Origin of the sequence: Mangrovibacter phragmitis, assembly GCF_001655675.1 — a bacterium.
GTDB lineage: Bacteria > Pseudomonadota > Gammaproteobacteria > Enterobacterales > Enterobacteriaceae > Mangrovibacter > Mangrovibacter phragmitis.
The window spans coordinates 1,003,784-1,021,885 of record NZ_LYRP01000001.1 but is presented as its reverse complement, the minus strand read 5'-3'; the positions used below and the strand labels follow the sequence as shown (position 1 = coordinate 1,021,885).

Sequence of the window (18,102 nt, the reverse complement as noted above, 5' to 3'; positions counted from 1 at the left end):
AGCGCAACTGCTGTAATTTTGTTCCCGGTCAGGGAAAACTTACACACTATGTGTTGTTTTTACATGTATACGTTGATTTATAACGGCTGCGCGTGTAAAAAATGAAGTTTTTCTAACTATAGAATTGATAAGAATTATCATTTGCCTTATCGTTGGCGCTCGATATATGCCCGTGGCCATATTTATTTTTGCCTGGTGGTCTCGCAGTGAACCTTTGTTTACAGCAAGACATCGTACAAACACCTACGGACGTACCCTGGACAGTGCCTGTCCTGGTTTCAACATTCTGTTTTGTTGTAGCTGGCGTGTGGCCAGCGTGAATAGTTGTTGCCTCTGCAGGCGTTTAACCTGAGAACCTGATGGCATGAGCCAGAGGGAAATTAATGATTAGCATGACGCCGTAAAGGTTTAGATGTAATGAGTGTAACCTCCGAATCAATGTCACAGTCAACGTCGCAATCATCATCTGCCAATAACGTGATGGGCCGTTACCAGAAGGTGTTGTACCACCGTTACTGGTTACTTGGCGTGATTGTTCTTGCCATTCTCGCGTCGCTGTTGCTGGATTTTACTCTTGGCCCTTCAGGTTTATCGCTGGGTACGTTGTGGCATACGCTGATTGACCCGTCCAGTGCTAACCCGGGAACCCGGGTGATAGTCTGGGATATCCGTCTGCCTTATGCACTTATGGCGGTAATGGTGGGTATGGCGCTGGGCCTCGCCGGGGCGGAGATGCAGACCATTCTCAATAACCCGCTTGCCAGCCCGTTTACTCTCGGTGTCTCTTCTGCTGCGGCATTTGGTGCCGCACTGGCTATTGTCCTGGGTATTGGTATACCCGGCGTGCCTGACCAGTGGTTTATCTCGGCTAATGCTTTTGTTTTCGCGTTAATCGCAGCCTTGCTGCTTGATGCCATCACCCGCTGGACACAAGTTGCGACATCAGGTGTGGTGCTGTTTGGGATTGCACTGGTGTTTACCTTTAATGCGCTGGTTTCTATGTTGCAGTTTGTTGCCAGCGAAGATACGTTGCAGGGACTGGTTTTCTGGACCATGGGCAGCCTGGCCAGAGCCTCCTGGGACAAACTGGGTGTGCTGGCGCTGGCATTTGCAGTTATTTTGCCACTTTCGATGATGAGCTCATGGAAACTCACCGCACTGCGCCTGGGAGAAGACCGTGCAGTCAGCTTCGGTATCGATGTACGCCGCCTGCGCCTGGCGACCTTACTGCGTATCAGTATCCTGTCTGCGCTATCTGTGGCGTTTGTGGGCCCGATTGGGTTTATCGGCCTTGTCGCGCCACATATTGCCCGCCTGACATTTGGTGAAGACCACCGTTTTTACTTGCCGGGTAGTGTGTTGATTGGCGCGCTGGTGTTGTCGATGGCATCTGTTGCTTCCAAGAATATCATTCCTGGCGTCATCATCCCGGTGGGGATCGTGACATCTCTGGTAGGGGTGCCTTTCTTCCTGAGTATTATTCTGCGCCACCGGGGGAGCGTATAATGAGTGGTTTAGTTATTCGCAATTTTCATGCCGGTTACCCGAAACGCCAGATTATCAGCGATCTGAATGTTGGGCCGTTACCCCGTGGGAAAATCACTGTGTTACTTGGCCCCAATGGCTGTGGTAAATCCACGCTGATGCGTTCGCTGGCCGGTCTGAATAAAGCGCAGGGCCAGTTAGAGCTGGACGGTGAAGACCTGATGGCGCTGCCTTTTGCGAAACGGGCAGAGAAAGTAGTTTATTTACCGCAAAGTTTACCTGCGGGCGTTCACCTGCACGTTCTGGAATCAATAATTGTTGCGCAGCGTGCGTCTGGCGGCCATGCCAATGCATCCCATGAGCAGGAAGTAATGAACCTGCTCGATCAACTGGGCATTTCACATCTGGCAATGAGCTACCTGGACCAACTTTCTGGTGGGCAAAAGCAACTGGTTGGTTTGGCACAGTCACTGATCCGCCGTCCGGAATTATTGTTGCTTGATGAACCGCTCAGTGCACTTGATCTTAATTACCAGTTCCACGTAATGGATTTGGTAGCCCGTGAAACCCGCAAGCGCAATATGATAACGGTAGTCGTGGTGCATGATATTAATATTGCCCTGCGCCATGGCGAACATGTGCTGATGCTGAAAAACGGCAACCTGGTTGCCAGCGGGGAACCGGCAACAGTGATTACGGCTGAGAGCCTGGCGGAAGTCTATGGAGTAAAAGGGCGTATTGAGCGCTGCTCGCGTGGCACACCTCAGGTGGTTATCGACGGCCTGACTACCTCACTGGAAGTGTAACCCTTTTGGTTATTGTGCAGATATGAGCCTGGTAATCAGCCTGAAGCCAGCGCTGGCTTTATTATTACGCGGGTTCTGACATTTGAATATGGATACAGGCAGTGCAATATCCATTTTTCTTTCATTCCGCCAGCCAATAACGGCATTGTTTTTTCTGGTGCATGGCTACACCTATTTCAACAATAATCCTTTATGGTACTGGATTAAACATGCGCAGTGCCGCAAAATGAGCACAAACTTTACCCCACGCAGGGTAAGGAATGAGACACCTGCAGGAGAAATTTGATGCCATCACTCAGTAAAGAAGCCGCCCAGGTCCACGATGCTCTGGTTGCCAGAGGGCTGGAAACACCGTTACGCCAACCTGCCGAGCAACTGGATAACGAAACTCGCAAAGCACGCATTGCCGAACATATGGCAGGCATCATGCAACTCATGAATCTGGATTTGAGTGATGACAGCCTGATGGAAACGCCACATCGCATTGCCAAAATGTATGTTGATGAGATCTTTTCTGGTCTGGATTACGCTAATTTCCCTAAAATCACTGTCATTGAAAATAAAATGAAAGTGGATGAAATGGTGACAGTACGTGATATTACGCTCACCAGTACCTGTGAACACCATTTCGTTACTATTGATGGCAAAGCTACCGTCGCTTATATTCCAAAAGATGCGGTGATTGGTTTGTCAAAAATTAACCGTATAGTGCAGTTCTTTGCTCAGCGGCCACAGGTTCAGGAACGTCTGACTCAGCAAATATTAGTAGCACTGCAAACTTTGTTGGGAACAAGTAATGTCGCTGTATCCATTGATGCTGTGCATTATTGTGTAAAAGCACGCGGTATTCGCGATGCAACCAGCGCGACCACCACCACATCGTTGGGCGGGTTATTCAAATCGAGCCAGAATACCCGGCAGGAGTTTTTACGCGCAGTGCGTCACCATAACTGAATTTAACTGCCAGGCAGGATGCAATGGAAAGAAACCTTACGCTCGATTTTATTCGCGGCGTTGCCATTCTGGGCATCCTGCTTCTCAATATAGTGGCTTTTGGTTTACCCAAGGCCGCTTATCTTAATCCCGCCTGGTCAGGCAGTGTTTCATTAAGTGATGCCTGGACATGGGCCATACTCGATCTTTTCGCCCAGGTTAAATTCCTTACGCTATTTGCCTTGTTGTTTGGCGCAGGGCTGCAAATGTTGTTGCCGCGTGGTAAACGCTGGATCCAGTCGCGGCTGACTTTGCTGGTCATGCTGGGGTTTTGCCATGCAGTATTTTTATGGGATGGCGATATTCTTCTGGCTTACGGGCTGGTTGGGCTGGTGTGCTGGAGAATGATTCGCGACGCCAGTGGTGTTAAGGCGCTGTTTAATACCGGCATTGTGCTCTATTTAATTGGTCTGGGTGTATTGCTGGTTCTTGGGTTGATTTCTGGTGATCACACCAGCCGTTCCTGGGTGCCAGAAGCCGCTCCCCTGCAATATGAGGCCTACTGGAAATTAAAAGGTGGGATGGAAGCTGTTGATAACCGCCTGAGTTTGTTGTCCTCAAATCTACTGGCCATTGGCGCACAATATGGCTGGCAACTGGCGGGCATGATGCTGCTGGGGGCTGCACTGATGCGCAGTGGCTGGTTACGTGGGCGCTTCAGCCAGTCTCATTACCGGCGTACCGGTGTCATTCTGGTGGGGCTGGGGTTGTTAATTAATGCGCCTGCTGTGTATGCACAATGGTATTTAGGCTGGCAGTACCGGTGGTGCGCATTTTTGTTACAGTCGCCGCGGGAATTAAGCGCCCCACTGCAGTCCATTGGTTATGCCGCACTTATCTTTGGCTACTGGCGCACAATGGCTTCCTGGCGTATCACAATAGCTATCGCCTGTGTTGGGCGAATGGCTCTGACGAATTACCTGCTGCAAACCGTTATTTGTACTACCCTGTTTGAACGGGCAGGGCTGTTTATGCATTTCAGCCGGTTACAACTGCTGGCCTTTGTGCCTGCGGTGTGGCTGGTTAACCTTGTGTTGTCAGTTTGCTGGTTACACTTTTTTCGTCAGGGGCCGCTGGAGTGGTTGTGGCGCAAATTGACCGCTCTGGCTACCGGTTCACCTGCTTCATCTACAACCAGATAACGATCCAGATCACAATCATTAACATATCTGCTGTAACCGCTTTCATCCCTGTGATTTTCCTCACGCTGCGTTAACCCGCTCGCTGACAAAATAATCGCCACGCTGCAGGTAACGCGGCGACAACAATTTAAAAACCTCTGCCTGGATGATTTGCATGGTCACGATTCGCGATGTAGCCCGTTACGCGGGTGTTTCCGTTGCCACAGTTTCACGCGTTCTCAATAACAGTGCGCTGGTGAGCCCTGATACCCGTGATGCAGTCATGAAAGCAGTGACGCAACTTGGCTACAGGCCAAATGCCAACGCACAGGCACTGGCAACTCAGGTCAGTGATACCATTGGTGTGGTGGTCATGGATGTTTCTGACCCGTTTTTTGGTGCACTGGTTAAAGCTGTGGATGGTGTTGCCCAGGCGCATAACAAATATGTGTTGGTGGGTAACAGTTACCATGAAGCAGAGAAAGAACGGCACGCAATTGAAGTATTAATCCGCCAGCGCTGCAATGCGCTGATCGTTCATGCTAAAGCGTTATCTGACCAGGAAATGGCATTGTTTATGGAACAAGTGCCGGGCATGGTGTTGATTAACCGAATTTTACCTGGTTATGAGCACCGTTGTGTCGGCCTGGATAACGTATCCGGTGCATTAATGGCGACCCGAATGCTGATAGCGCAGGGGCATGAGCGTATTGGTTATCTTAGTTCCAGCCACGGCATTGACGACGATACACAACGCCGCCAGGGCTGGGCTATGGCGCTGGAAGAACAAGGGATTTCCGCACGGGAAAATTGGGTTGCCCGTGGTACCCCCGATTTACAGGGAGGGGAAGCGGCCATGGTGGAACTCCTTGGCAGCAACCAACAATTGAGTGCGATTTTTGCTTATAACGACAGTATGGCCGCCGGGGCGATGACAGCCCTGAAAGATAATGGCTTTCATATTCCGCAACAGGTATCCGTGATTGGTTTTGATGACATTCCCGTCGCACGCTATACCGACCCTCAACTCACTACGGTTCGTTACCCTATTGCTTCTATGGCCCGTACAGCAACTGAACTGGCACTACGCGGCGCTGCGGGCACACTTGACCAGTCAGAAACCCACTGCTTTATGCCAACACTGGTTCGCCGTCATTCTGTTTCACCCAGCCAGTAAAGTGTGTGCCAGATCACTTCTTTTATAAAGAGTTTGATGTAACCGGTTTCAATCTGTGAGTAAATTCACAGTAACTTAACATTCCGGTTACTATTATGGCGGTGTTTTAGAGGGTGAAACATAATGTAACTGCGGATGGGTGGTTACGGTATAAAAGCCCTCTGAGCGCTCATAAAAATGCAGTAACGGAATGTTATATCACATGGATGCGTTAACTTTTTCCCGAAAAGTCGGCGTGATGTAACATTTTGATTACAAATATCCCGCCTGACTGATTTTTATCGTTACCCTGCAAAACCGGAGATACCATGAATAAGAAGGTGCTTACTCTGTCAGCTGTAATGGCAAGCATGTTGTTTGGCGCAGCTGCGCACGCAGCAACCCGTATTGGCGTCACCATCTACAAATATGATGATAACTTTATGTCAGAAGTTCGCAAAGCAATTGAAAAGGATGGCAAGGATGCGCCTGATGTTCAGTTGCTGATGAACGACTCGCAGAACGACCAGTCTAAACAGAATGACCAGATTGATGTCTTGCTGGCGAAAGGCGTAAAAGCGCTGGCAATTAACCTGGTTGACCCGGCAGCCGCAGGTACTGTGATCATGAAAGCCCGTTCGCAGAATGTGCCGATTGTTTTCTTTAACAAGGAACCTTCACGTAAGGCGCTGGACAGCTATGACAAAGCCTATTATGTAGGGACTGACTCAAAAGAAGCCGGCGTTATTCAGGGCGAACTGATCGCCAAGCACTGGGCGGCGAACCCATCCTGGGATCTGAACAAAGATGGCGTGATTCAGTATGTATTGCTTAAAGGTGAGCCAGGGCATCCGGATGCTGAAGCACGTACTACTTATGTGGTGAAAACCCTGCATGATAAAGGCCTGAAAACACAGCAGCTGGCACTGGATACTGCAATGTGGGATACCGCGCAGGCAAAAGACAAAATGGATGCCTGGTTATCTGGCCCAAATGCCAATAAGATTGAAGTGGTTATTGCGAACAACGATGCGATGGCCATGGGGGCTATCGAAGCGCTCAAAGCTCACAATAAGTCATCAATTCCGGTCTTTGGTGTGGATGCATTACCAGAAGCGATGGCGCTGATTAAATCCGGCGCGATGGCAGGTACCGTGCTGAACGATGCCAACAACCAGGCGAAAGCGACCTTTGATTTAGCCCGTAACCTGGCTGAAGGTAAAGCACCTGCCGCTGGCACCAGTTGGAAGATTGTCGATAAAATTGTTCGTGTTCCTTATGTTGGCGTAGATAAAGATAACTTATCGAAATTTGAAGGTAAGTAATTTTATTTCGATATTGTTTGCCCTGAATAGTCCGGCTACCGAAGTACGGCGTGACTTGTAAGGGGAATAACAGGTGCAGGTAAAATACTGCACCTGTTATTACAACATAATGAGCAACAAATACTTTACTCAAAATAATTACCAGTAAACCAGATTGAGCTAAATCTGATACTGTGATTATTCGTGGGATGTAGCCAGGTGATGACTATGGTCAGCAATAACATACAGCCGTCAGGTGAGTTTTTGTTAGAAATGTCTAACATTAATAAATCATTTCCTGGCGTTAAAGCGCTGGATAATGTGAACCTGAAAGTTCGCCCTCACTCTATTCATGCTCTGATGGGAGAGAATGGTGCAGGGAAATCAACATTATTAAAATGCCTGTTTGGTATTTACAAGAAGGACAGTGGAAGTATTCTTTTTCAAGGGAAAGAAATTGAATTTCATTCCGCAAAAGAAGCTCTGGAAAATGGGATTTCTATGGTTCACCAGGAGTTGAACCTGGTGTCACAACGCTCAGTCATGGACAATATGTGGCTGGGGCGTTATCCCACCAAAGGTATTTTTGTCGATCAGGATAAAATGTACCAGGATACCAAAGCGATTTTTGAAGAACTGGATATTGATATTGACCCCAAAGCACGGGTGGGTACGTTATCTGTTTCGCAAATGCAAATGATCGAAATCGCCAAGGCATTTTCCTATGATGCTAAAATTGTCATTATGGACGAGCCTACTTCGTCGCTGACAGAAAAAGAAGTTAACCACCTGTTTACCATTATTCGTAAGCTGAAAGAGCGCGGGTGCGGAATTGTTTATATCTCTCATAAGATGGAAGAAATTTTCCAGCTATGTGATGAGATAACCATCCTGCGTGATGGGCAGTGGATTGCCACTCAGTCCCTTGAAGGGCTGGATATGGATAAAATCATTGCCATGATGGTGGGGCGTTCTTTAAGCCAACGTTTCCCTGAACGTGAAAACTCACCGGGCGAAGTGATTTTGGAAGTTCGCAATTTGACCTCCTTGCGTCAGCCTTCAATTCGCGATATTTCTTTTGATCTACATCAGGGTGAAATTCTGGGTATTGCGGGGTTGGTAGGTGCAAAACGTACCGATATTGTCGAAACATTATTTGGTATTCGTGAGAAGTCATCCGGGACCATTAAGTTACATGGCAAGCCCATTAATAACCATACTGCGAATGAAGCTATTAATAATGGTTTTGCGCTGGTGACCGAAGAACGCCGCTCAACCGGTATTTATGCGTATCTGGATATTGGTTTTAACTCGCTTATTTCCAATATTAAACGCTACAAAAATAAAGTTGGTTTATTGGATAATTCACGCATGAAAAGTGATACCCAATGGGTAATCGATGCCATGCGGGTTAAAACTCCCGGCCATAAAACCCAAATTGGCTCGTTGTCTGGGGGTAACCAACAAAAAGTAATTATCGGCCGTTGGTTGTTGACTCAACCTGAAATATTGATGCTGGATGAACCGACGCGTGGAATTGATGTCGGGGCTAAGTTTGAAATCTACCAGCTAATAGCTGAACTGGCGAAAAAAGGAAAGGGAATAATTATTATTTCCTCCGAAATGCCGGAGTTACTGGGAATAACCGACAGAATTCTGGTTATGAGCAATGGGCTCGTTTCCGGCATTGTTGACACTAAAACCGCCACGCAGAACGAAATATTGCGTCTTGCGTCTTTGCATCTTTAATCTCAGGGGCTTCTCATGAGTGCGTTAAATAAGAAAAGCTTGTTTACTTACCTGAAAGACGGCGGTATTTACGTCGTACTGTTTGTCTTACTGGCTATCATTATTTTCCAGGATCCAACTTTTTTAAGCTTGCTCAACCTGAGTAATATTCTGACTCAGTCATCGGTGCGTATTATCATTGCACTGGGTGTGGCAGGGTTGATTGTCACCCAGGGAACTGACTTGTCAGCCGGGCGTCAGGTTGGTCTGGCGGCAGTGATTGCGGCCACATTGCTTCAGTCCATGGGGAACGTCAACAAGGTTTTCCCACACATGGAAACCATGTCTATTCCAATGGTTATCCTGATTGTGTGTGTCATAGGTGCGGTGATTGGCCTGGTGAACGGGATTATCATTGCTTACCTTAATGTGACCCCGTTTATCACCACTCTGGGTACGATGATTATCGTCTACGGGATCAACTCCCTGTATTACGATTTTGTCGGTGCATCGCCTATTTCTGGGTTTGCACAAAAATTCTCCACCTTCACGCAGGGGTTTGTACAAATGGGCTCGTTCCGGTTGTCGTACATTACCTTCTACGCGGTGATAGCCAGTATTTTTGTCTGGATCCTGTGGAACAAAACACGCTTTGGTAAAAACATTTTTGCCATCGGCGGCAACCCTGAAGCGGCGAAAGTATCCGGGGTGAATGTTGGCCTGAACCTGTTGATGATCTACGCCTTATCTGGTGTGTTTTACGCCTTTGGTGGGATGCTGGAAGCCGGGCGTATTGGTTCGGCAACCAACAACCTGGGCTTTATGTACGAACTGGACGCCATCGCGGCTTGTGTGGTGGGAGGGGTCTCGTTCAGTGGCGGTGTTGGAACCGTGATTGGTGTGGTAACCGGGGTAATCATCTTTACTGTGATTAACTACGGTCTGACCTATATCGGTATCAACCCATACTGGCAGTACATTATTAAAGGCAGCATCATTATCTTTGCTGTGGCGCTGGATTCACTGAAATACACCCGCAAAAAATAAGTTGTTTCTGCAGACTAAAACCGTGCCGGATACACCGGTGCGGTTTTTTTTGCCTGGTTGCTGGTGGACGGGTTAGGGGAGGAAAAACCTGAACAGGTCAGTGAAGCTGCCTTACTCTACGGTGTGTCAGCCGCTTTCTTTTCTGGCCCACTGGTTTTCTTTTGCAGTTCAAGCAATTGCTCGGGCGTCACCGCAGGGTAGCCCTGATTGTCATCGGAAACAACATGTGCCGCAGGAATGGGCACTAATGGCCCCAGGAAATGCGGTTCACGTTTAAAAATAAACAAATCGGCCAGTGCGCCCAGCCGGGCACCGAACTCCCTGAAGCGAACCGACCACATATTTTTCGGAGAAGGAACCGCATAGCACTGTGCCTGAATTCCCATATGCAGCGCAATAAACAATGCGCGCTCGCAGTGAAAACGCTGGGTGATAATAATAAAATCGTTGGTATCAAATACTTTGCGGGTACGCACTATGGAATCCAGTGTCCGAAACCCTGCGTAATCCAGCACGATATCCGCCGGATCCACCCCAGCGGCAATTAAGTCTTTGCGCATGGTCATCGGTTCGTTATAGCTGGTTAATGCGTTGTCGCCACTTAACAACAGGTAGTTTACTTTACCACTGTTGTAAGCATTGAGTGCACCCTGAATACGGTAGCGGTAATACTGGTTAATAACGCCGGTACGGTAATACTTGGCCGTACCCAGCACCACCCCCACCTGGCGGTAAGGCAGGTCCTGGATTTCATCATATACGTAGGGAGCTGTCTGCCAGCTTATCCAGCGATCGAGGGCAAGCGCCGTTATCAGCATTAACCCTGTCAGGACTAACAGACTGTATAACAGACGCTTAAACATAATTAGTAACGCTCGGCTTGCGATTAAAGTGCTTTCAAGGCTACTTGACCACCCCGTGAAGAGCAAGCTGTCGCCGCCTGATTGCAGTTATTTTAAGCACGGGTTGCTCGCATTATCAGGCTAATGTTACGCCGGTTATCTTCTGGCAGCCCAGAGTATTCAGCAGTGAGACAGTACTGTCATGGTGGCTTATCTGCCCATTGGTACGCTCCGCTATTGCTGCGCAAGCGATATCTTCAGCTCCGTAGCCACGCAAGCGTAACAGGTTCAGGGCGACCTGCAATGGAGGTAGAGAGGGGTTAAATGCTGCGTTCTCGGCATAGCTTCCGGCGAAGATATTGCCGTCATGGGTTTGCAATGCTACCCCGCCAGGAGATTGACTATAAGGGCAATGGCTGCGATTAGCCGCACAGATGGCAGCTTGTTCCAGTGCCGGTCCTTTAACCGGGAACCCATGGTTCTCGTTATCCAGCAGAAGCGTAGTGATAGCGAGATCTTTCGGCCCAAAGGCATCCGGCAAGTAATGACCCAGTTTTGCTGGTGCTCGTTCTGGTAAATGAATTTCCAGCGACAACCCACTATTGAGTTCATTCATAAACTGGCGGCAGTGCCCACAAGGTGTATAGTTGACGGTTATCCCGGTTAAGGTCTGCTCACCACCCATCCAGGCATGGCTTATGGCGCTTTGTTCAGCATGAATGGTTTGTTGCATGCAACTGCCAGGAAACTCCATATTTGCCCCAAACCACAGTGCTCCACTGGCACCCTGAACGATCGCACCTACATTGAAATGCGAAATACCTGTCCAGGCGCAGGCTGCTGCTAAAGGCAACAATGCAAAGGCCAGGGCGTTCTTATCCATACCGGTTTGTTGTTGCAGGTGCTGTGTTTGCTCCGGAGTCAACATGGCTGGAAAGGCGCTATCGTCCAAAATAGATTGCAGGGAAGCACGAAGAGTTACAGGCAGAGCTTCAAAGGCTGAAACAAAACGGGGATGCATAACATGATGCCTTGTATCAGGTTAATGGAACCGTAGTGTACGGTTCTCACTAATCTGAATATGTGATCTAACTCTAATTATCAATGCAACTTGCTAATGGTGTTGCGTATTTTCGAGATTGTGCGCAAATTTACCTTAAAACCGCCAGAATAACCGGAAAGAGAAACGGAGCAACCAACGAGGTGATAATCCCGCAGATAACCAGTGCCAGTGAGCTGAATGCGCCTTCCTGAAAATCCAGTTCGGCGCAGCGTGCTGTGCCTAACGCATGGGAAGCTGTTCCCATGGAGAGCCCACGGGAAGCTTTGGTGGTAATGTGCATGGCATTCAACAGGGTGTGACCAAAAACTGCACCTAAAATACCGACATAGATAACACACACCGCGCTGATTGCCGGCAGCCCGCCAATACTTCCGCCAACTGCCATCGCAATAGGGGTGGTGACAGATTTAGGTAATATAGAGGCTGCGATTTGCGGCGTGGCACCCATTAATAGTGCAATGCTGGTGCCGGTTATCATTGCCACCATGCTGCCAATAAAGCAGATAGAAATAATGGATTTCCAGCGGGCGCGAATTTGGTGAAGCTGCTCGTATAGTGGAAATGCCAGCGCTACGACAGCCGGTTGCAGCCAGTCGTTCAGCATTTTGCTGCCCTGAAAATAGTGCTGGTATTTGATTCCCGTGAGCAGAAGAAACGGAATAATTACCACCATGGAAACCAGCAGAGGGTTCAGCAGTGGCGTTTTAACCACAGTGCCAAGCTTGCGTGCTGCAAAGAAAACCACCATAGTTAGTGGCAATGACCACCAAATATCACTCATTTCTCTTTAACCTCTTTCTGGCCAACAACTTTACGTTCTCCGTGAACCAGGTGAGAGGTCCAACTGACAACGACCAGAACAACGATTGTGCTGATAGTACATGACACCACGATGGGGCCGAACTGGGTACGCAGCAAGTCGAAATACTGCATGACACCGACCCCAATGGGTACGAACAGCAATGCCATGTAACGAATGAATAAGTGGCAGCCAGGCTTTACCCACTGGGCAGGCAGGATTTGTAATGAGAGCAGCAGGAACAGCAACAGCATGCCAATAATCGAGCCTGGAATTGTAATAGGAAGCAGTGTGGCAATAAACTGCCCGGCATACAGGCAGGCATAAATAAAGAAGAAGGCCCGGCAATATTGCCAGATGATAAGCAATGTATGGCGCATTTAAGTAACCCCTGAATGAATGCATTCATCATACAATTAAAAAAGCTTTTGTGCTATGGATCACACCATGAATTCCCGTTATAGCAACAATGCCTTTTTAGTATGGCTGATACCGGTTGATACCATAGGCGATTAATGCAATCCAGTGTGGTAACGGGTTGTAAACCCGGTGCGCGTACTGCCTCTCGCAGTCAGGCGGATTAAGTAAAGTAGGGTGCCAGGATACTTTCAAGCCAGCGAATGAAAGTTCGCACGCGCGGAGAAAGGTTGCGCCTGTGCGCCACAACAACGAAAGCGGTGAGGGGTTCAGGAGGCTTGTCCGGAAGTATTTCCACTAATGCCCCACATTCAATATAAGGAGCCAATGCTGAATACCCTGCCTGAATCAGTCCAATCCCTGCCAGCCCTGCTTCATGATAAGTTTGTACACTATTGACTTGAACAGCTCCTGGTAGCGCAAGCAAGGCATAACCTTCACCATTCGGGTATTCCCAGCCAGTTGGTTTGGAGCCCAGTGAGCGTGTGTAGTGGACTATTTGATGACCTTGTTCAACCAGGTCCTTCAGTGTGTGCGGGGTACCAAAACGTTTCAGGTAGGATGGACTTGCAGCATTGATCATGCGTAGTTGTCCCAGTTTTCGGGCAACCAGCGTTTCATCCATTATGGGGCCAAGACGGATAACGCAATCAAAGCCTTCCTGAACAAGGTTGACACTGCGATCAGTGCTGGATAGCTCGAGTTCGACTGCCGGGTGCGCCGACAGAAATTCCGGTAAAGCCGGTATTACAATACTTTTCGCCAGTTCCGTTGGCATATCAATACGTAATTTACCGCGTACAGGTGCGCCGTTTGAGGCAAACATGTTCTGTAATTCTTCTGCCTCAGCCAATAAGTCCAGTGCACGGGAATAAAATAGCCGTCCATCTTCTGTCAACTGCACACTGCGGGTGGTCCGGTGCAACAGTGCAACACCCACGCTTTGTTCCAGTTCACGAATGACCGCAGAAACCCGCCCTTTCTGTGTTCCAGTGCTTTCAGCTGCGCGGGTGAAACTCGCCATTTCCACCACTTTAGTAAACAAAAGCAGCGCGTTCAGATTTTTCATTGTTCCCCTTTTTGGAAACAGTTAGTTTAAATTTCCATCGTTTATACATTTATTTTAACTCAATAGACTTGTGCTTCAAGTTCTCAGTACAGGTAACACCGTGGAGGCATGCCTGTCACTGGGATTATCGGGATGGTTAACCGGGAGGCACAATGAAATATAAGCAACTGGGGCGAACGGGGATATTTGTCTCTGAACTGTGTCTGGGCACCATGACATTGGGGGGAAATGCTGATGCTGGTATATGGGCGGGAATTGGAACTATTGGGCAAAAGGACGCAAGCAGACTGATTGAACAGGCGTTGGTTGCGGGTATCAATTTTATCGATACAGCTGATATTTACTCTTATGGTGAGTCAGAGCGGCTGATTGGCCAGTCATTGAACGATCTTGGGGTAAAACGCAGTGAGATTATCCTAGCGACAAAAACCGGGGGCTTGATGGGGAACCATCCGAATGATCAGGGAGCATCTCGTGGTCATATTATGGATTCTGTTCAAAGAAGCCTGGAGAGGCTTCAGACTGATTATATCGATCTCTATCAAATTCACGCCAGTGATCCGCTGACACCTGTTGAAGAGACACTGCGCGCACTGGACGATCTTACCCGCCAGGGACTGATTCGCTATGTCGGGGTTTCAAACTGGGCGTCAGGCAAAATCGGCAAAGCCCTGGGACTGAGTGAGGCACTTCACGCCACACGCTTTGAAACTTTGCAGGCTTATTACTCTATCGCAGGAAGGGATATTGAACGCGAGCTGATTCCGCTGGTGGCTGAAGAACGGTTGGGTCTGCTCGTCTGGTCGCCTCTTGCCGGAGGTTTATTATCTGGCAAGTATGCCCCGAATACTTCAGCCAGTGGAAAGGGCAGACGTAGCCATTTTGATTTTCCGCCGGTTGCGCAGGATAGCGTCTGGCGCTGCATTGACCAAATGCGGGCGATTGCTGAAACCCGCAACGCCACGGTGAGCCAGGTAGCACTGGCATGGGTACTGTCAAGACCACATGTTACCAGTGTCATCCTCGGGGTTAAACGAATTGAACAACTCCTGGATAACCTCGGGGCAACAAAAATTGAACTCACTGAGGACGAACTTCGCCAGCTTAATAATGTAAGCGCGTTACCGCCTTACTACCCGGGGTGGATGATTGAACACCAGGATGCCAGCCGGTTTCCTGAGCCTTTTCATTCCGTTACACCAACCTAATCTCATTTCACGTTACGATTTGTGGAATAAAAAACAACGAGTTAACAGGAAGCAGATATCATGCCAAAAGGTTATTTAATTGCTCATGTCACCATATCTGATCCGCAAGCATACGAAGAATATGCAAAAGCTGCGGGTCAGGCGATGAAAGATTTTAATCCGAAAATTATTGCGTGGTCCGGTCAGTATCAAAATCTTGAAGGTGAGGGCCACGAGAAGCATGTCATTTTTGAGTTTGACTCTTTTGTTGAAGCAAAACGCTTTTATTACAGCCCCGAATATCAGGCGGCGAAAGTACTTCGTACCCATGCGGCAACGGGTACGCTGGTACTGGTTGAAGGAAGTGAATAAATGCTGGCAGGATGTATGGCAAGCAGGAGCGCAGCATGCCCCTGGTGTTTGTGGGCGATGGCTTTGAGGCTGTACGTCTGGCTGTAATTGTAATCAAACGGTTGTGCATTACGAACCTGTGCTGTGTCAGGACGGCACAGGTTTTGTCATCATCTGCTATGTGTGATAATAGCCATACACTTGTATACTGGCGGCATTGGTTAACCGCGTTTTTTGGTGTAAGCCCATGTGCTTCAGGCCGGGGGCATCCCAGCGTGTGGGCTTAAATAACGCAAGAGGTATAAATGAGCAGTATTACTCACCAGTCTGGTGCTAATGATGTTAACCGGGTCACCCGTAAATTGAAGCTTTCCGGTGTGAGCGAAGATCAGGCCGACGCACTGGTTAGTGAAATCCGGCAATTAGCGGGTATGGAAACAGTGGAATACTCGTCAGCCTCTGCAAGCTTAACTTTTGTTTATGATGCCGCGCAATGCAGTGTGGATGCGGTAGAAAAGGTGCTTAACCGTCTTGGCGCTCAGTTTGCCACCAGTGCATGGAACCGGGTGAAAATGGGGTATTTTCGCTTTACCGATAAGAATATAAAAGACAACGCAGCACACCGGCCTCATTGCTGCAATAAAATCCCGCGCCGGTAATCTCCGGCCTTAAATAAAGCGCATTTCTTTATTTTGTCAACGAGGCGCAAGTGGCGCCATTAAAAGCGAATTGCACGAATGATGATACCAGTCCGCTTTGTGTCAGGTATTGTCATTCGAATCTAAAGCCGCCAGCGGGGCAGCTTAGAAACAGACAAGAAATTTATTTGTATTCAATAACATCAAATCCTTCGTCAGGTGCTGGCGCAGAGAAATAACTCGTTATGACCTCAAATTGTTGGTCTGTAGCTGCAAAATCGTGCGTACCTTCTTCGTTACGGGCGCGTAATCGGGCTTTACATACTTCATCAGACACTCTCAGAAAATGCAGGCGATGACTGGCACCTGATTCCTTAATGATACTCATCATCCATTCGCGGTTTGTTCGCGTGTTTGCCGGGAAATCCAGAACTACTGATAAACCCGCTTTGAGTAATGACACCAGGTGGGGTTTCATGGCGCCTTTTAACTTTAGCGAACACTGCACATAATCCGCCACTGAATACAACGCATCTGCATAGAGTGCAGCAAGCCATTGATCCTCAGATACAATTATGGTTCCCGGCGCGTTACCGAGTTTCGCTGATAATGTGGATTTACCTGATGCTATCTTCCCACATACAAGATGCAGAGTGGGTTTTCCTAATCTTGTTACTGTATCGGTGCCCATTGTGTACCTCACTGGATTATTGCCGGTAAGGTCCGCCTTACCGGCGGGAAAATGGCGAATGTTATCCCACCTGAATCAGACAGGTGATAATAATCATTGAATAGAATAATACAGAGTGTGTTTTCATCATGATTCAAGTTAACAGGTGCTATATGCAAAAACAGCACTTTTTTCAACGCTACAATGAATGTCCGCTTCACGCCCTGAGGTAATCCCCCCGAAAAACTGGTGTGTTTATAAGTAGAATTTTCTCGTAATCTGAACCGGGGAGATCTCTATGAAAAAGTCACGTTTTACCGACAGCCAGATCATGTCCATTCTGAAGCAAGCTGAGTCCGGAACTCCGGTGGCTGAACTATGTCGTGAACATGGCATGAGCAATGCCAGTTTCTATAAGTGGCGTTCGCGTTTTGGCGGGATGGATGCCTCCATGATGACCCGTCTGAAAGAACTGGAAGATGAAAACCGCCGCCTCAAAAAAATGTATGCGGAGGAGCGCCTCAAAGCCGAAATCATTCAGGAAGCCATGGCAAAAAAGTGGTGAAGCCATCGAGTCGAAAGCAGATGGCGCAGGATGCAGTCAGGAGCCGGAATATCAGCATAAGTTTTGCCTGCCAGTTGTTTGTTGTCAGCGAAAGTTGCTATCGCTATCAGCCTCAACTGAATGAGGAAAATGAGGTCATTGCCGACTGGCTGCTCCGCATCACTGGCAGTCAGCGCAACTGGGGGTTTGGTCTGTGCTTTTTGTACCTGCGCAACGTAAAAGGCTTCCGCTTCAACCACAAAAGGGTGTACCGAATTTACTGTGAACTGTCGCTGAACATGCGAATAAAGCCGAAAAAAAGACTGAAACGGGATAAACCTGAACCGCTGACGGTGCCAGAAAGTCGCAACGAATGCTGGTCGATGGACTTCATGCATGATCAGCTATCAGATGGTCGCTCCGTCCGTTTACTGAATGTCATTGATGACTTTAATCGTGAAGCACTGGCGATTGAAGTGGATTTTTCCCTGCCAGCAAATCGTGTAGTGAGGACTCTCGAACAACGCATTGAATGGAAAGGTAAACCGGCAGCAATACGATGCGATAACGGGCCAGAATATACCAGCAAGGTACTGATGTCATGGGCAGCTAAGCAGAATATAACGCTTCGTTTTATTCAGCCTGGCAAACCTCAACAGAATGCCTGGATTGAGCGATATAACCGGACGGTACGTTATGACTGGCTGGGCCAGCACCTGTTTAACTCACTGGACGAATTGCAGGGCTATGCCACGCAGTGGCAATGGTTTTATAATCATGAACGTCCGAATATGGCACTGAATGGCTTCACGCCGATGCAGCATATTCAACGCATGGCCTGATTCTACTTATCACCTCCGTTAAAAATGGGGGGATTACCAT

General features: G+C 48.3%; 18 protein-coding genes. 12 read left to right on the top strand and 6 right to left on the bottom strand.

What is annotated here, in order from left to right:
• Window positions 1-438: 438 nt before the first annotated feature.
• The 8 genes from A9B99_RS04615 (at window position 439) to mglC (ending at window position 9,640) form a co-directional block, all read left to right on the top strand.
• On the top strand, window positions 439-1,506 hold the full coding sequence (locus A9B99_RS04615; RefSeq protein ID WP_369938657.1) for a FecCD family ABC transporter permease: 1,068 nt from the start codon (window positions 439-441) through the stop codon (window positions 1,504-1,506).
• Complete coding sequence (locus A9B99_RS04610) at window positions 1,503-2,291, top strand: ABC transporter ATP-binding protein (RefSeq protein WP_156518982.1); 789 nt, start codon at window positions 1,503-1,505, stop codon at window positions 2,289-2,291. Before A9B99_RS04615 ends, A9B99_RS04610 begins: the two co-directional genes overlap by 4 nt.
• A 285-nt stretch (window positions 2,292-2,576) precedes the next feature.
• A complete protein-coding gene (gene folE / locus A9B99_RS04600) occupies window positions 2,577-3,245 on the top strand; it encodes a GTP cyclohydrolase I FolE (protein WP_064595033.1) in 669 nt (222 codons plus the stop codon).
• A 23-nt stretch (window positions 3,246-3,268) separates the two neighbouring features.
• The gene (yeiB, locus tag A9B99_RS04595) at window positions 3,269-4,426 is read left to right on the top strand and encodes a DUF418 domain-containing protein YeiB (RefSeq protein WP_064595031.1); all 1,158 of its coding nucleotides are present in this window, start codon (window positions 3,269-3,271) and stop codon (window positions 4,424-4,426) included.
• Between the two features lie 154 nt (window positions 4,427-4,580).
• The gene (galS, locus tag A9B99_RS04590; RefSeq protein WP_064595029.1) at window positions 4,581-5,582 is read left to right on the top strand and encodes an HTH-type transcriptional regulator GalS; all 1,002 of its coding nucleotides are present in this window, start codon (window positions 4,581-4,583) and stop codon (window positions 5,580-5,582) included.
• A gap of 308 nt (window positions 5,583-5,890) precedes the next feature.
• Complete coding sequence (gene mglB / locus A9B99_RS04585; protein WP_064595026.1) at window positions 5,891-6,886, top strand: galactose/glucose ABC transporter substrate-binding protein MglB; 996 nt, start codon at window positions 5,891-5,893, stop codon at window positions 6,884-6,886.
• A 207-nt stretch (window positions 6,887-7,093) separates the two neighbouring features.
• Complete coding sequence (gene mglA / locus A9B99_RS04580) at window positions 7,094-8,614, top strand: galactose/methyl galactoside ABC transporter ATP-binding protein MglA (protein WP_064595024.1); 1,521 nt, start codon at window positions 7,094-7,096, stop codon at window positions 8,612-8,614.
• Window positions 8,615-8,629: 15 nt separating this feature from the next.
• Complete coding sequence (gene mglC, locus A9B99_RS04575) at window positions 8,630-9,640, top strand: galactose/methyl galactoside ABC transporter permease MglC (protein ID WP_064595022.1); 1,011 nt, start codon at window positions 8,630-8,632, stop codon at window positions 9,638-9,640.
• 116 nt (window positions 9,641-9,756) lie between these two features.
• Here mglC and sanA read toward each other — a convergent pair whose 3' ends face one another.
• From sanA to A9B99_RS04550, 5 genes are all read right to left on the bottom strand, one after another.
• On the bottom strand, window positions 9,757-10,503 hold the full coding sequence (gene sanA, locus A9B99_RS04570) for an outer membrane permeability protein SanA (RefSeq protein WP_064595020.1): 747 nt from the start codon (window positions 10,501-10,503) through the stop codon (window positions 9,757-9,759).
• 115 nt (window positions 10,504-10,618) lie between these two features.
• A complete protein-coding gene (cdd, locus tag A9B99_RS04565; RefSeq protein ID WP_064595018.1) occupies window positions 10,619-11,503 on the bottom strand; it encodes a cytidine deaminase in 885 nt (294 codons plus the stop codon).
• A 130-nt stretch (window positions 11,504-11,633) separates the two neighbouring features.
• Window positions 11,634-12,326: a CidB/LrgB family autolysis modulator gene (locus tag A9B99_RS04560; protein ID WP_064595016.1), complete on the bottom strand. Its 693-nt coding sequence runs from the start codon at window positions 12,324-12,326 to the stop codon at window positions 11,634-11,636.
• Window positions 12,323-12,724, bottom strand: coding sequence for a CidA/LrgA family protein (locus A9B99_RS04555; RefSeq protein ID WP_064595014.1), 402 nt, complete (start codon window positions 12,722-12,724; stop codon window positions 12,323-12,325). Before A9B99_RS04555 ends, A9B99_RS04560 begins: the two co-directional genes overlap by 4 nt.
• Window positions 12,725-12,924: 200 nt before the next feature.
• Entirely contained in the window at window positions 12,925-13,830 is a 906-nt protein-coding gene (locus A9B99_RS04550; RefSeq protein ID WP_064595013.1) for a LysR family transcriptional regulator, read from the bottom strand.
• Between the two features lie 152 nt (window positions 13,831-13,982).
• On the opposite strand from A9B99_RS04550, the gene A9B99_RS04545 reads away from it, so the two are divergent.
• From A9B99_RS04545 to A9B99_RS04530, 3 genes are all read left to right on the top strand, one after another.
• Window positions 13,983-15,038: an aldo/keto reductase gene (locus A9B99_RS04545; protein WP_064595011.1), complete on the top strand. Its 1,056-nt coding sequence runs from the start codon at window positions 13,983-13,985 to the stop codon at window positions 15,036-15,038.
• 60 nt (window positions 15,039-15,098) lie between these two features.
• The gene (locus A9B99_RS04540) at window positions 15,099-15,389 is read left to right on the top strand and encodes a DUF1330 domain-containing protein (protein ID WP_064595009.1); all 291 of its coding nucleotides are present in this window, start codon (window positions 15,099-15,101) and stop codon (window positions 15,387-15,389) included.
• A 284-nt stretch (window positions 15,390-15,673) separates the two neighbouring features.
• Complete coding sequence (locus A9B99_RS04530; protein WP_064595006.1) at window positions 15,674-16,027, top strand: hypothetical protein; 354 nt, start codon at window positions 15,674-15,676, stop codon at window positions 16,025-16,027.
• A 163-nt stretch (window positions 16,028-16,190) separates the two neighbouring features.
• On the opposite strand, the gene A9B99_RS04525 is transcribed toward A9B99_RS04530, so the two are convergent.
• Complete coding sequence (locus tag A9B99_RS04525; protein WP_064595004.1) at window positions 16,191-16,697, bottom strand: P-loop nucleotide/nucleoside kinase family protein; 507 nt, start codon at window positions 16,695-16,697, stop codon at window positions 16,191-16,193.
• Between the two features lie 277 nt (window positions 16,698-16,974).
• On the opposite strand from A9B99_RS04525, the gene A9B99_RS04515 reads away from it, so the two are divergent.
• Window positions 16,975-18,062, top strand: a protein-coding gene (locus tag A9B99_RS04515; protein ID WP_156518981.1) for an IS3 family transposase whose coding sequence is annotated in 2 segments (ribosomal slippage) — window positions 16,975-17,227 and window positions 17,227-18,062 — 1,089 coding nt in all. Because the reading frame shifts where the segments join, the coding sequence is not laid out codon by codon here.
• Window positions 18,063-18,102 lie beyond the last annotated feature (40 nt).